Source organism: Caulobacter sp. GW821-FHT10E02 (assembly GCF_059415225.1).
Genome location: NZ_JBWKMV010000001.1, coordinates 1,702,913 through 1,716,874 on the forward strand (window position 1 = coordinate 1,702,913; position 13,962 = coordinate 1,716,874).

8 protein-coding genes are annotated in these 13,962 nt (G+C 67.4%); 1 reads left to right on the top strand and 7 read right to left on the bottom strand.

The genetic code is table 11. The features are described 5' to 3' along the window. The first annotated feature begins 111 nt into the window (after window positions 1-111). Entirely contained in the window at window positions 112-1,617 is a 1,506-nt protein-coding gene (locus AC07NI_RS07525; RefSeq protein WP_494617487.1) for a tryptophan halogenase family protein, read from the top strand. Between the two features lie 146 nt (window positions 1,618-1,763). On the opposite strand, the gene AC07NI_RS07530 is transcribed toward AC07NI_RS07525, so the two are convergent. From AC07NI_RS07530 to AC07NI_RS07560, 7 genes are all read right to left on the bottom strand, one after another. Then, the gene (locus AC07NI_RS07530) at window positions 1,764-2,081 is read right to left on the bottom strand and encodes a hypothetical protein (RefSeq protein WP_494617490.1); all 318 of its coding nucleotides are present in this window, start codon (window positions 2,079-2,081) and stop codon (window positions 1,764-1,766) included. A gap of 317 nt (window positions 2,082-2,398) precedes the next feature. Continuing rightward, entirely contained in the window at window positions 2,399-3,628 is a 1,230-nt protein-coding gene (locus AC07NI_RS07535; RefSeq protein ID WP_494617492.1) for an SGNH/GDSL hydrolase family protein, read from the bottom strand. Next, window positions 3,625-4,854, bottom strand: coding sequence for an MFS transporter (locus tag AC07NI_RS07540; protein ID WP_494618309.1), 1,230 nt, complete (start codon window positions 4,852-4,854; stop codon window positions 3,625-3,627). The genes AC07NI_RS07535 and AC07NI_RS07540 overlap by 4 nt, the downstream gene beginning before the upstream one ends. 52 nt (window positions 4,855-4,906) lie before the next feature. Then, window positions 4,907-5,974 (bottom strand): LacI family DNA-binding transcriptional regulator, encoded by a 1,068-nt coding sequence (locus tag AC07NI_RS07545; RefSeq protein WP_494617495.1) that lies wholly within the window; start codon window positions 5,972-5,974, stop codon window positions 4,907-4,909. Continuing rightward, window positions 5,971-8,919, bottom strand: a complete 2,949-nt coding sequence (locus tag AC07NI_RS07550; RefSeq protein ID WP_494617499.1) for a glycosyl hydrolase 115 family protein — start codon at window positions 8,917-8,919, stop codon at window positions 5,971-5,973. Before AC07NI_RS07550 ends, AC07NI_RS07545 begins: the two co-directional genes overlap by 4 nt. A 90-nt stretch (window positions 8,920-9,009) precedes the next feature. Continuing rightward, the gene (locus AC07NI_RS07555) at window positions 9,010-11,901 is read right to left on the bottom strand and encodes a TonB-dependent receptor (RefSeq protein WP_494617502.1); all 2,892 of its coding nucleotides are present in this window, start codon (window positions 11,899-11,901) and stop codon (window positions 9,010-9,012) included. 384 nt (window positions 11,902-12,285) lie between these two features. After that, window positions 12,286-13,914, bottom strand: coding sequence for an ABC-F family ATP-binding cassette domain-containing protein (locus tag AC07NI_RS07560; protein ID WP_494617506.1), 1,629 nt, complete (start codon window positions 13,912-13,914; stop codon window positions 12,286-12,288). Between the last annotated feature and the right edge of the window lie 48 nt (window positions 13,915-13,962).

Sequence of the window (13,962 nt, forward strand, 5' to 3'; positions counted from 1 at the left end):
ATGCTTATCAATCTGTTGAAGATTGACAGCGCTTTCCATTTTCAACTTGCGACCGCTATCAAACTTCGCCTCTCCTCCCCCAAACCGAGCATAAAAAACGGGGGAAACGAGATGGATGGTCAGAAGGTGAAGAAGGTGGTCGTCGCCGGCGGCGGGTCCGCGGGCTGGATGGCCGCCGCGGCGCTGTCGCGGCAACTGGGGTCGCTACTGGACATCACCCTGGTCGAGTCCGACGAGATCGGCACGGTCGGAGTCGGCGAGTCCACCGTCCCGACGGCCCGCACCTTCAACGCTCTGCTGCAACTGGACGAGCGCGAGTTCATGGCCGCCACCCAGGCGACCTTCAAGCTGGGCATCTCGTTCGAGAACTGGGGCCAGATCGGCGACCGCTACATCCACTCGTTCGGCAAGATCGGCAAAGGCACCTGGCTAGGTCACTTCCACCACTTCTGGCTGGAGGCCCGCCGCCAAGGCTTCGGCGGCGACCTGGGCGACTACTGCCTGGAGCTGAAGGCGGCCGAGCAGGACCGGTTCTACACCGACGACGAGTCGCTGGTGAACTTCGCCTACCACATCGATGCGGCGCTCTATGGCCGCTACCTGCGCCAGAAGTGCGAGGACAAGGGCGTCCGCCGCGTCGAGGGCAAGATCACCAGCGTCCGCCAACGCGCGGACGATGGCTTCGTCGAGGCGCTGGTGCTGGAAAGCGGCGAGGTGATCGAGGGCGATCTCTTCATCGACTGCACGGGCTTCCGGGGCCTGCTGATCAACGGCGCGCTGGGCGTCGGCTTCGAGGACTACGGCCAGTGGCTGCCCAACGACCGCGCCTGGGCGGTGCAGACCAGCAGCGACGTTCCGCCCGGCCCCTACACCCGCGCCATCGCCCACAAGGCCGGCTGGCTATGGGGCATCCCCCTGCAAGGGCGGGTCGGCAACGGCCTGGTTTATTCCAGCCAGTTCATGAGCGACGACGAGGGGCTGAAGCTGCTCCACGACATGGTCGAGGGCGAGATGCTGATCGAGCCCAAGCTGATCAAGTTCCGCGCCGGTCGCCGCCACAAGGCCTGGGACAAGAACGTCGTCTCGCTGGGCCTGGCCGCCGGCTTCATCGAGCCGCTGGAATCGACCTCGATCCACATGATCATGATCGCCATTCACCGGCTGCTGCAGTTGTTCCCGTTCCAGGGCTGCAACGCCTCGATCAGCGACCGCTTCAACCACCTCGCCAATGACGAGATCGAGAAGATCCGCGACTTCATCGTGCTGCACTACAAGGTCACCGAACGCACCGACAGCCCGTTCTGGGACCACTGCCGGACCCAGGCGATCCCCGACACCCTGGCCCATCGCCTGGCTCTGTTCCGCGAGAACGGCCAGGTGTTCCAGGCGCCGGGCGAGCTGTTCCAGGTCGACTCGTGGCTGCAGGTGATGTTGGGCCAGCGGCTGGAGCCCGAGGCTCACCACCACATGGGCCGGCTGATGCCGCCCGAGCAGCTGAAGCAGGCGCTGGACGATCTCAGCCGCAGTATCGCCGGCGCGGTCGAACGCCTGCCGCAGCACCAGGCGTTCATCGAGCGCTACTGCCCGTCGCCGCACGTGTATGGCGCGGCCCTATAGGCCTAGGACGCCTACTTGGCGTCCTAGGCCTATGTCCTTGTCGTCGCTTGGCTGGACTCCAGACATGCGAACACACGCCATCGACGGCGCCCCTTCCGGGACGTCGCTGATGACGCGCGGGTACGGATAAACGCCGTGAAGGGCGCCTACTTCGCCGGCAAAGCCTTCAGGTCGGCGTCGACCTTGGCGATGGCCTCGTCGGTGAGCTTGCCATCGGCATAGGGCTGCAACTGGCGCAGGCTCATCGCCTTGAACTGGTCGAAGGCCGGGTGCGAAGAGATGGTCGGCAGGTCCTTATCCAGCACCGCCTTGGCGGCGGGGTTGGCGACCACCGCCTCCAGCGGCGTGTCGGCCGAGAAGGCCGCGGCCGGCGCGGCGGTGGGAGCCGGGGCCGGGGTCGTCGTCTGGGCCAGGGCCGGCGTGGCCGCCATCAGGGTCATGGCCAGGGCCGTCACTATACGCATTCAGATCTCCCGCGAATTGGGTCCACTCGGACCTTTTGGTTGCCGAAACGATAGGGGCGATGACCAACATGCAGTCAAGTTCGCCTGTAAGTTTGCCAGAGCCCTCGTGTGCCCTCCTCGCCGCGCTCCCAGCTGCGGCACAGCCGTCCCTGACGCCGCAACCGAAGTCGGCGGTGTGGTCGGACGGGGCGTTGAAGCTTGAGGGCGCATTCCGGATAGCTGGCGTGATTGCCATGACGCCCGTATGACGCCGGCCGCTATCCGCTTCCAGCATGACGCGGCGGCACTCACCGGCATGGTGGACGACCGTCGAAGGGCTACTTCGATGCGAAGAGCTCCAGGTCGATCGCCTGGCCCATGGCGCGATAGCCGGCGGGTGACGGGTGCAGATGGTCGCCGGAGTCGTAGGCCGACAGCAGGCGGTCAGGGCTGGCTGGATCGCGGGTCGCGGCGTCGAAATCGATCACGCCGTCGAAGTATCCCGGCGCCCGGATCCAGGCGTTGACGGCCTGGCGGTCGGCCTCGTTGGCGGCGTCCGGATGGTAGCTGACCGCACCGCCGAACGGCAGGATCGTAGCGCCATAGACGCGCAGGCCGTGCTGGTGGGCGCGGGCGATGATCTGGGCGTAGGCGGCGGTCAGGCGGCGCACCAGATCGGCATGGGCTTCCGGCGTGGCCGGCTGGGCCTTGGTCAGGGTCCCCAGGTCGTTGACGCCTTCCAGCACGACGAGGTAGCGCGCCCCGGCCTGGGCCAGGACATCGCGGTCGAAGCGGGCCATGGCGCTAGGGCCTCGGCCATCCAGCAGCACGCGATTGCCGCCGATGCCGAGGTTCAGCACGCCGAGGCCAGCGGTGCGCGGGTCGGCTTGCAGGCGGGCCGCCAGCACGTCCGGCCAGCGGTCGTTGCCGTCGGTGGTCGACCAACTGCCGTCGGTGATCGAGTCGCCCAGCGCCACGATGGCGCCGCCCGAGGTCCGGGAGACCTCGACGCCCGAGATCTGCAGCCAGTGGGTGAAGGCCTTGGCGCCCGGCAGGTCCGCCGCGGCGACATGGTCCCCCAGCAGGGTCCAGGAGGTGGCGTGCGAGGCCGTGTGCTGGGTCTGTTGAGCCGGCGGCGCGTCGAAGCGGATGGAGACGGCCAGGTCGGCGCGCGGCGCGACTGGCAGATCGATCGGGTCGGACAGGTAGTCAGCCCCGGCCGGAATGGTCACGTCCCCGCGCCCGGCGAAGGTCACAACCTTGTCGGTGGACGCGTCGATGCGTGGCGAGCCCGGCGCGACGGCGCCGGCCACGTGGACGGCCGACAGCGTCAGCGGCGCGGTCCCGAAAGCGTTGGAGAGGCGCAGGCGCACGCGGTCGCCGCCGACGCTGATCCGCACCACCTGGCGCAGGGTCGCGCCCGAGAGATCGACGTCTGGCGCGGTGCCGACCGGCTCGATCGGCTGCTGGGCCGAGGCCCAGGTCCCGATCCAGACAGACTTTGGCGCGGCCATGGCCGGCGAGGCGCAGAGCAGCGCCAGAAGGGCCAGGAGCGCGCGGCGGTTCACGCCGCCCTCGCCTTCTCCAGCTTGCCCATGGCGTAGAAGATCAGCACGCTGGTCAGCACCAGCACGGCCGATAGGGCCGCCATCGGCGCCAGGTCGCTGCCGGTGGCGTCGCGCACCATCGGCACCAGGTTCTGGGCGAAGAAGCCGCCCAGATTGCCGATGGCGTTGATCGCGGCGATGCCGGCCGCCGCGCGCGGTCCGCTGAGGAAGCTGGGCGGCAGGCTCCAGAACACCGGCTGGGCCGAGAACACCGCCGGCGCGGCGATGCACAGCATGGCGAACTTCAGGACTGGGCCAGGCACGAGCACGCTGAGTATCAGAGCCGCCGCGGCGATCAGGGTCGGACCGGCCACGTGCCAGGCGCTGGCGCCGTGTTTGGCCGCGTGCTTGGGCACCTGCCACAGGGCGATGGCGACCAGCGTCCACGGGATAACATTGATCAGGCCGTTGACGGTGTTGGAGACCCCGAACGACTTGACGATGGTCGGCAGCCAGTAGCTCAGGCCGTACGCCCCCAGCGGCATGCCGATATAGAGACCGGCCAGCAGCAGCACGCGCGGGTCGAAGATCGCCTTCCACGCGCCGCGATGGTCGTCGACCTCCCCGCCCCGCTCGGCGTCCAGCACTTGCGCCAGCGCCGCCCGCTCCTCTTCCGGCAACCACCTGGCCTTGGCCGGACCGTCGGGCAGCTTCCAGAGCACGTACGGGGCCATCAGCACGGCCGGGACGCCGGTGACCAGGAACACCCACTGCCAGCCGGCGATCCCGGCGAAGCCGTCGAGGTCCAGCAAGGCGCCGCCGACCACCGCGCCGACGGCGTTGGCGATGGCGCTGGCCACCATGAAGAGGCCGACCATCCGCGCCCTGAAGGCCTGCGGATACCAGAGGGTCAGGACGTAGAGCACGCCGGGAAAGAACCCGGCCTCGGTGACGCCCAGCAGGAAGCGCAGGACGTAGAACATCGTGGCGTTCTGGGTGAAGCCGAGCGCCAGCGTGACCAGGCCCCAGGTGAACATGATCCGCGCGAACCAGACCCGCGCCCCTACCCTGGCCAGGATCAAATTCGAGGGGGCCTCGAACAAGAAGTAGCCGATGAAAAACAGTGATGCGCCAAGGCCATAAGCCGCTTCGCTAAGACCGAGAGCCTGGACCATGTCCAGCTTGGCGTACGAGACGTTCTGCCGATCGATATAGGCGATCAGATACATCAGGCAGAACAGCGGCATCAGCCGGCGGGTGATCCGGCGGACGGCGTCCTGCGCGCGTGGCGCGATGGCTTCAGACAAGCGAACCATCCGTCTTGAGCTTGACCGCCGACGAGCTTCGGCGCGGCGGCGCGGTGGAGTCGCGCTCGATCAGGGCGTGGGGCAGGACGTGGTCCGACGGTGCGGCCTCGGCGGCCCGCAGCGCGCGGTTCAGGCGGTCCAGGGCCACGGCCGCCATTTGCCGGACCGGCTGACGCACGGTGGTCAGCGGCGGCCAGAGGGTCGTGGCCACGGTCGTGTCGTCGAACCCGACCACGGTCAGGTCGCGCGGCACATCCAGATGGCGGCGATGGGCCACCGAGATGGTGGCGGCGGCCATGTCGTCATTGCTGGCGAAGACGGCGGTCGGCGGCGTGTCGGAGTCCAGCAGCCACTCGGCCGCCCGCAGGCCCGAGCCGTAGCTGAACGTGCCCTGGGCCAGGATCAGCTCAGCCCCCTCCACCGCCGCGACGGCGGCGCGGGCCCCCTCCAAGCGCTCGCCGCTGGCGCTCTGGTCGGGATTGCCGACGATGAAGCCGATCCGCCGGTGTCCGAGGTCCAGCAGGTGTTGGGCCATGGCCTGGGCGGCCTGGCGGTCGTCGATCCGCACATTGATGGCGTCCACCGGCGGACGGCCGGCGGCGACCACGGCCACGGGCAGGCCCGCCTGGCGCAGCAGGTCGCGGACCATGGCGGACTCGCCCAACGGCGGGGCCAGGACCACGCCCTGCACGCCGCTGTTCAGCATCTGCTGGATGTCGGCGAGCGCCGGCGCGGCGCCATTCTCGCCCTTGGTCAGGAACAGGCGGACCCCGGCCGAGGTCGCCTCCTCGAACACACCGATTAGGAAGTCGCTCATGAAGGCGGCGCTGGGATTGGAATAGAGCACCCCAATGCGCAGCTCGCCGGCCGTGGCCAGATTGCGGGCCGTCAGGTTCGGGGCGTAGCCCAGCTCGCGGATCGCCGCATCGACGGCCTGACGCGTGCTGTCACGGACGCCGGGGTCGCCGTTGATCACCCGCGACACTGTCATGCGCGAAACGCCGGCCCGCTCGCCGACATCGATGATGGTCGGCCCCTTGCCGCGTCGGTCCCTGGTCAATGAGCGCCCTTCCCCGTGGCGATTCTGGTTTCCGGCACGGGACCATACGCTTTCGCCGCGCCGAAGAACGCAAGCTCCAGACGATCCAGGGCGAAACCAGGATCCAGGGCGCGGACGCTCACCACGTGGGCGCCGGGCTTCAGTTTCAGGCTCTGCACCGTCTCGATCGCGGCATTGGTCTGGACGCGTTCCAGCCAGCGGCCGCTGAACTCCGGCGCGGTGAAGTCCAGCACCTGGACCGGGCCGTCGTCGACCTGCACGGCCACGCGCATGCGGTTCTCCGAGGTGACCGGCAGGATCGGCAGAGCGATGACCTTCAAGGTCGCGGGATCGTCGGTGGTGACGGTCGAGAAGCGCCAGCTGGCCTTTGGCGCGGCGGCCACGGCGGCGGCGTCCTGGGCGTCGACCGACTTCATGTGGATGTCGGAACGCAGCACCGCGCCGGTATGGCCCAGACCCTCCAGCACGCTCCAGCCCTGGCCGACTTCATCGGCGTGGGCGGCGTACATCGACACGATGCGGTCGGCCTCGATGAACGAAGCGCCGGCGGCCGTCGGAGCCGTCAGGGTCACATTGACCGGGATCGGGAACGGCGCGTCACCACAGCGGATATTGACCACGCCCTTGGCGGCGTCCTTGGGCGCTGAGGCCCAGTCGACGCTGATCGTCAGGCGGCGCTCCAGGCCGGCCGAGGCCGACAGCGTGCCCGAGGCGTCGCTGACCTTGATCCAGGACTGGTCGGCGCTGGCGGTCCAGTTGGCCGTCGTCGATCCGCTCTTCACGAAGAGGTCGACATAGCGGCTTCCGCCCAGTTCGGGATGGAAGGCCGGCAGCTCGGGCGCGGCGTAGCGCAGCAGGTGGGGCAGCTTGCGCATGAACTCGGACTCGCCGGGGATCGCGCCCTGCACGTCGTAGAACGAGCCTCCCTCGGACTGCACGGCGCAGCCCGTCTCCTCGCCGCCGGTCCAGGCCGGCGCGTTCGGGGCCTTGTAGAAAGGCAGGCTGTGCGGGGCCATGCCCATCATGCCCTTCCACTTGCCGCCGGCGATGGTGTCGTTGAAGGCCTTGCCGCCGTCCTCGATCTTCTTCTGCGCGGCCAGCACGCTCTGGCCATAGGCGTCGGCGCTGGCGCGGTGCTGGAAGGCGTAGGTGATCGACTTGTCGAGATCGAGCGCGCGCTGATTGACCGCAGCGGCCATGTCGACCGGGAACTTCACGAGCTCGTAGAAGGCGTCCTGGCGGTCGGCCGGCAGGGCCTGGGCCAGCGCCGCGCTGCGGCTCTCCAGATCGCCATAGGCCGCGCGACGGCGGCCGTTCTCGTCGCCGAAGCTGGCGATGTTGAACTCCGTCTGGCGCACCGCCGTCACCGGCTTGGTGGTGGTCCAGCCCATGAATTCGGGATTGCGGGTGAAGGCCAGATCGTACTGCTTCCACAGGATATCGGCGATCTCGCCGCCCTTGTCGGCGCCGAAGTTCTCGCTGGCCCAGCGGGTCAGGTGCGCCTTGACGCTGGCGACGTCGGGATAGGCCTCGTTGTCGAAGGCCATGTCCAGGAACAGCTGCGCCAGATACTCGCCCGGCTTGATGTCGCCGACATTGACGATCCACAGCCGCTTGGCGTCGTACTGGTAGGCCTTATTCATCTCCTCCCACATCAGGGCGGGATGGTTGTTGGCCAGCCACAGGTACGACATGGGGTAACCCCAGTACGAGATGTGGTAATAGATGCCCGAACCGCCCGACCGCGCCCGCTCCTTGGCGTTGCTCAAGCGGCGGATGTAGCCGTAATTGTCGTCCGGCCAGTTCAGGGTGACGTCGTCGGGCACCTTCAGGCCGGAGTCGTAGGCGGGCAGCACCTCCTTGTAGGGCGTGAACACCTGCGGGACCTGGTCGACGGGCTTCTTCAGCGTCTCGCCGATCATGGTGCGCTGCTCGGCGAACACCTTCTCCAGCGCGCGGGCCTGATCCTGGGGCGTGTTGGCGCCCTGCATCGGGCGATCCTCGATGCCGCGCATGCCCACGGTGTACATGTTCTCGTTCTTGCCCCACCGGCGCAGGGCTTCGCGCCAGTAGTTCAGAACGCCCTTGCGGTTCTCGAAGATGTTGTAGGGGCCCATGGTCTCGATATCCCACTCGCGGATGTTCGTGCGGGCGATCATCTCGGCGTGCGAGCTGGCGCGGACCAAGCCGTAGGCCGCGGCTTCCTCGTTGTTGCCGGGTACCTGGTTGAACGACTTCTCGATGCCGCGCATGGCCGGCCAGAAGGTGTTGGCCTTCAGGCGCCACATCAGCTCGTAGACGCGGGCGTAGGTCTTGGGACCGACGTCGCCCAGCTGGGGATCGTGGGTCTTGGAGGCCCACGGGTAGAGGCCGAATTCCTCGTCGTTGAGGAAGATGCCGCGATACTTGACCGACGGGGTCTTGGAGAAGCGAAGGTCGCCGTCGACGGCCAGGTGATCGGCCTTGCGGATCTTGACGTCGGCCCACCACTCCCAAGGCGAGACGCCCAGTTCGCGCGACAGGTCCGTCACGCCCCAGATGGTGCCGCGTTCATCCGAGCCGAAGATCAGCAGGGCGTCACGGCCGTCGGCCAGCTTCACCTGGGCGCGGCCATAGGTCTCCCACTGGCCGGTCAGCGGCTTGGCGTCGATGTGGTTGGCTTTCAGCAGGGCGGCGATGGCCGGAGACTTGGCCAGGCCGAAGATCACGACCGGCCCCTGCCCCTTCGTCGCCTTCTTGGAGATGGCTAGAGCCTGGCCGGTCAGGGCCGTCAGGTCATGCGCCAGAAGCTGGGCGGCCTTGCCCAGCGGCGCGGCCTTGGTGTCGTCATAAACGATGGCTGGCGCGGCGCGGCCGTCGAACAAGGTCAGCTCCCCCGCCTGGCTGGCCGAAGCGAGCAGCGAAGCGGCCGTCATAGCGACGACGGCGAGGATCTGACGATGCATGGGCGGTCTCCCGACGACCGGATCTCCGCCGGCTTTCTTCTTACGCAACAGGTCGAAGCGGGGCGCGCGTGAACGCGCCCCGCCCGCCCCTTAGAACTTGGCCCGGACGCCGACCAGGAACTGGCGGCCCGGATAGTAGACGGTGAACGGCGCGCTCTCGTAGCTGGAGTAGGTGGTGAGCGGCTTGTTGGTGATGTTCACGGCGTTGAAGGTGAACTGGTAGGCCTTGTCCATCCACGGCGGCGTGTAGCTGGCCGACATGTCGAGCTGACCGCGATCGCCCTGGATGTTGGCGACATTGACGTTGTTCTGCGGCGCGATGGCGATCACCGCGGCCTCGGTCCAGGTGTAGTTCACGCGAACCGAGACGCCGTGGTCTTCGTAGTAGGCGCCCAGGGTGTAGAGGTTGGGCGCGATGCCGACCGCCATGGCCGCCGAGCCGGCCGAGTCCTGCTCGATGTGGGTGTAGTTGGCCGTGACGCCGAAGCCCGTCAGGCCGCCCGGCAGGCGGCTGGTGATGAAGTCCAGCGGCTGCTGGTAGATGAACTCCTCGCCGCGGATCGACAGGTTCTGATCGACATTGGCCGTGGTGTTGATCGTGATGATCGTGTTGGGGCCGATGCCGGTCGCCTGCTGCGTGCTGCTCAGGGCCGACACCGGGATGCCCAGGGTCGAGAACGGCGCCTGAATCTGACGGGTCTGGGTGAAGCCCTGGATGTCCTTCGAGAACGCGTTGACGCTGATGTAGCCCGAGCCGCCCAGATAGTATTCCAGGCCGAAGTCGGCGTTGTTCGAATAGTAGGGCTTCAGGTCGGGATTGCCTTGCGAGGCGACCTGGGCCGAGACGTCGGCGAAGGCGGTGCCCGGCAGCATCAGGTTCGGGTTGGCGCGGGTGATGGTGCGCGAGCCGGCCAGACGCAGGATCAGCTTGTCGGTCAGGCCGACCGAGGCGTTGAACGAGGGCAGGAAGCCGTCATACGAGCGCTTGGTGGTCTGGAAGGTGATCACGCCGTTGATGCTGATCGGGCCCGAGATGCGCTGGTCGGTGTGGAAGTAGCGGACGCCGGCGTTGAAATTGACCGGGTGGTCCATGAACTCGGTGCGGCCGTTGGCCTCGACATAGGCGCCTTGCGTGCGCTCGTCGATGAAGCCCGACGGGATGCTGGACGTGCCGGTCAGCGAGAACGGCGCGCTGTCGGTCAGCTGCTGGGTGTGGATCGCCGCTTCCAGCTTCTCGTAGTTCGGCTGCACGAACGAAGCCATGCCTGGCGCGATATTGGCGAGGCTGAGCAGGCGCGAGGGGCCCGGCATCAGATATTGCGAGATGGCGCTGTTGGGGATGGCGGCCACGCCCGCGGTCTGGGCGGCGTTGCTGTTGTCGAAGGCCAGGATCTCACGGGCGGTGTCGTCATAGGCGTAGCCGACGCGGATATTGGCGTCGTCATTGCCGAACTTGGCGTCGAAGTGGGCGCCCTGGTTCCGCGTGACGCGCTTGGCGCGCTGGATGCGGTAGGAGTCGGTGACCCAGGCCTGGTTCGGATCGTTGAGATCGCGGCTGGGCGTCAGGATCGGGAACGCCCCGCCCTTGGTGTTGTCGAACGCCACCGACAGGCCCGAATTCGGGGCGGTGTCGAAGATGTAGGACGGCATGTCGCGCAGGAAGAAGCTGCGGTTGAAGTTCAGCTGGCCGGTCAGCTCGAACCAGTCGTTCGGCTGCCACTTCATGCTGGGATTGAAGCTGTAGAAATCGACCTTGTCGTTGACCGGCCGCGCCTCGATGAACATCTGGGCGTTGGCGAAGGTGCCCTTGGTCAGCACGCCGTTGCTGTCACGCTGCCAGCCGATCGGCACAAGCGAGGTGGCGTTGCGGACCAGCAGGTTCATGTCCAGGCGATTGAAGTCGCGCTTGGAGTGGCTGTACAGCGTGTCGAGCGCGAAGCTCAGGGTGTCGCTCGGGCGATACTCGGCCGAGGCCATCAGCGAGAAGCGGTCGCGCGTGCCGTCGATATAGGCGTAGCGCGGCAGGCGCGGCACCAGGGTGTTGGACAGGTCCTGGAAGCTCAGGCCGCTGGTCTGCGAGACGTCCAGCGGCGCGCCGGGCGTCAGGCCAAAGCCGGTGTTGGCCGGTACGGTGGTGGCGAACTTGAAGCCGCCGCCGCCGGCGCCGTTGTTCAGACCGCGACGATCGCAGGTGGCCACGGTGCAGTTGCCGACGACCGGGTTGGTCAGGTTCGGCGTGGTGAAGCCGATCGTCTCATAGCCGTCGGTGCGGTACTTCTGCGAGGCGCCGGCGAAGCCGACCAGGATGCCGAACTTGTCCCAGGTCTTCGACGCGATGACCGCGCCGCGCGGGCTGGCCTTCTGCGAGGCGTCCGAGTAACCGGCTTCGAGCGACATGTTCAGGTGCTGGCCGGGGCGGTCGAACGGACGCGCGCTGGCCAGGTTGACGGTGCCGGCGATGCCGCCTTCCAGCAGACTGGCCGTCGGGGTCTTGTTGACCGTCAGCTTGGTGAAGAGCTCGGTCGGGAAGAGATCCAGGTCGATCTCGCGGTTGGAGCTGCCCGAGTCCAGCGCGCCGTCCGAGGCGACGGCGATCTGCGCGCCGGCCAGGGTGATCTTGGTGAAGGACGGGCCCAGGCCCCGCACCGAGATCTGCACGCCCTCGCCCGTCACGTCGCGGCCCAGCTGGACGCCCGGGATGCGCTGCAGCGACTCGGCGATGTTGAGGTCAGGGAACTTGCCGATGTCCTCGGCGACGATCGAGTCGGTGAAGTTGGTGGCGTTGCGCTTGAGGTTGGCGGCGCTGGCCAGGCTGGCCCGATAGCCGGTGACGACGATCTCTTCGACGGCGGATGGCTCCTGCGCGTCGGCGGCGGGCGGCGTGGCGGCCTGCGCCAAGGCGCTCCCCGCGAAGCCGAGCCCGGCCAGGATGGTTGCACCCAGCAGCCAAGACCGCGACGCGCCGGTTGAACGAATAGCCATCGGTTTCTTCCCCTTTGTCGCGGCGTTGCCCGCCGCTTCACTCGAGCGCCATGCTGACAATGGGAGCGCTCACATCACGACGCTAGGTATGACCAATTGGCCTGTCAATCCACTATTATAGGTCAGACCTCATAGATTGCGCCGCGCGAGAAAGCTCGCTCACCACGCCGGGCGTGATCAGAGGCTTTAGGCCTCTCGGCGCTGACCCCGGCAAAGCAATCCCAAATGGGCAAAGAAAAACGCCTGCGCCGGGGAAGCGGCGCAGGCGCTAGGGAGGAGTGTTCGGAGTGCATGCCGTTCGCACTAAGTGAACGTTCCCATGACTGCCCCTCAACGGGTTGCCAGTCAAGAGGTCAGACCAATGAAACGGCGAGGCCCAGCCCCCTACCCGCCCGGATGCAGGCCCGGCGCTTCCTGGCCCGTGCGGGCGACATATTCCGTGTAGCCGCCGCCGTACTGGTGGACGCCCTCGGGCGTCAGCTCCAGCACGCGGTTGCTCAAAGCGCCCAGGAAGTGGCGATCGTGCGAGACGAAGAGCATGGTGCCCTCGAAGTCCGCCAGCGCCGCGACCAGCATCTCCTTGGTCGCCATGTCCAAGTGGTTGGTCGGCTCGTCGAGCACCAGCAGGTTCGGCGGATCGAACAGCATCTTGGCCATGACCAGACGCGCCTTCTCGCCTCCGGACAGGACACGGCAGGGCTTTTCGACATCGTCGCCGGAGAAGCCGAAGCAGCCCGCCAGGGTGCGCAGCGCGCCCTGCCCGGCCTGCGGGAACGAGCGCTCCAGGGACTCGAAGATCGTCTCTTCGCCTTCCAGCAGGTCCATGGAGTGCTGGGCGAAATAGCCCATCTTCACGCTGGCGCCGATGTGGACCGCGCCCTGGTCGGGCTTGGTGTCGCCGGCCACCAGTTTCAGCAACGTCGACTTGCCCGCGCCGTTGGCGCCCAGCACGCACCAGCGTTCCTTGCGGCGCACCAGGAAGTCCAGGCCGTCATAGATCGGCTTGTCGCCATAGCCCTTGTGGACATTGCGCAGGCTGATCACGTCCTCGCCCGACCGCGCCGGGGTCTGGAACTCGAACTGCACCGCCTGGCGGCGGCGCGGGGCCTCGACGCGGTCGATCTTGTCGAGCTTCTTGACGCGGCTCTGCACCTGGGCGGCGTGCGAGGCGCGCGCCTTGAACTTCTCGATGAACTTGATTTCCTTGGCCAGCATGGCCTGCTGGCGCTCGTACTGCGCCTGACGTTGGGCCTCGCCCAGCGCGCGCTGCTGGTCGTAGAAGTCCAGATCGCCCGAATAGGTGATCAGCTGGCCGCCGTCGATCTCGACCACCTTGCCGATGATGCGGTTCATGAAGGCGCGGTCGTGCGACGTCATCAACAGGGCGCCGTCGTAGTTCTTGAGGAACGCCTCCAGCCAGATCAGGCTTTCCAGATCCAAGTGGTTGGAGGGTTCGTCCAGCAGCATGCCGTCGGGCCGCATCAGCAGGATGCGGGCCAGGGCCACGCGCATCTTCCAGCCGCCGGACAGCATGCCGACATCGCCGTCCATGCGTTCCTGGCTGAAGCTCAAGCCCGCCAGCACCTCGCGCGCCCGCGCTTCCAGCGCGTAGCCGTCCAGTTCCTGGAAGCGCTCCAGCACCTCGCCATAGCGCTCCATGATGGTGTCGAGCTGGTCGGCCTGGTCCGGATCGACCATGGCCGCTTCCAGCGTGGCCATCTCGGCGGCCAGGGCGCTGACGGGACCGACGCCGTCCATCACCGCGGCGACCGCGCTCTGGCCCGACATCTCGCCGACGTCCTGGCTGAAATAGCCGATCTTCATGCCAGGATCGATCACGACCAGCCCGTCGTCGGGCTGCTCCTGGCCGGTGATCATGCGGAACAGCGTCGTCTTGCCGGCGCCGTTGGGGCCGACAAGCCCGGCCTTCTCCCCCTTCTGGACGCCCATCGAAGCTTCGATGAACAGGAGCTGGTGGCCGTTTTGCTTGGAGATATTGTCGAGGCGGATCATGGGGCGGTCTGCTAACGCGCGCGGCGGCGGAACGCCAGCCTTAGAGCA